The organism is Arthrobacter sp. CP30, from assembly GCF_053470025.1.
Genome location: NZ_JBQEMM010000035.1, coordinates 1 through 623 on the forward strand (window position 1 = coordinate 1; position 623 = coordinate 623).

Here is a 623-nt window from a genome sequence, read left to right on the forward strand (position 1 = left end):
TTGCCGCTTCGGTGTCGATGCTGGCGAGCCGAGCCGGATAGGCCGGTGCCTCGATGCGTTTCACCACGGCGCTCAACGCGGCCTCCGTGCGAGCGTGAGGTCGCGATAGTCGGCCCAGGCCAAGGAAAACTCGGCGCAATGGTCGCGGTCGAGCAGCAGCTCCGGCTCATCCACGACGCGGCGTGCAATCTCCGTGTACCGTTCCCATGCCGCCTCGATCGCGGCATCGGTGGGGAGGATGGCGACGGCGGCGGTCATGCGGCGACCAGTTCGCGTTGCACGGAAGTCGGCGCGATGGTCGGATAGTCGAACGCATCGCGTGGAAAGCCGATCTCGCCAAACTTCCCCTTCGGAAAGCCCACCGGGTGCGGGATTTCTTCAACCAGGACATGGGGATCGGGCTCGCGCGTGCGCCAATGCCGGTTCACCACGAACCCTCGCACGGTGTATATCGTGCCCTTCTCGATGCCATAGCCAGACTTCAAGGCGATGATCGAGATGCCGGGCGGGGTGAACGCGCTGATCACGCCCGCACCCCCAGCGGAGGCCGGAGCACTTCCTGAGCGCGCCAGTAAGGCACGAGGTTGAGCGAGGCACAGGCATAGTCGAGGATACCGATCGCC

General features: G+C 65.3%; 2 protein-coding genes. Both read right to left on the reverse strand.

The genetic code is table 11. The features are described from left to right. Positions 1 to 72: 72 nt before the first annotated feature. Positions 73 to 258: a hypothetical protein gene (locus ACTIMO_RS17180; RefSeq protein ID WP_345850121.1), complete on the reverse strand. Its 186-nt coding sequence runs from the start codon at positions 256 to 258 to the stop codon at positions 73 to 75. Beyond that, a complete protein-coding gene (locus ACTIMO_RS17185) occupies positions 255 to 527 on the reverse strand; it encodes a hypothetical protein (RefSeq protein ID WP_345850123.1) in 273 nt (90 codons plus the stop codon). Before ACTIMO_RS17185 ends, ACTIMO_RS17180 begins: the two co-directional genes overlap by 4 nt. Positions 528 to 623: the final 96 nt, after the last annotated feature.

What these genes read in the sequence shown, in the direction of transcription:
- ACTIMO_RS17180 (WP_345850121.1), bottom strand. Translation starts at nt 258, where the DNA reads ATGACCGCCGCCGTCGCCATCCTCCCCACCGATGCCGCGATCGAGGCG.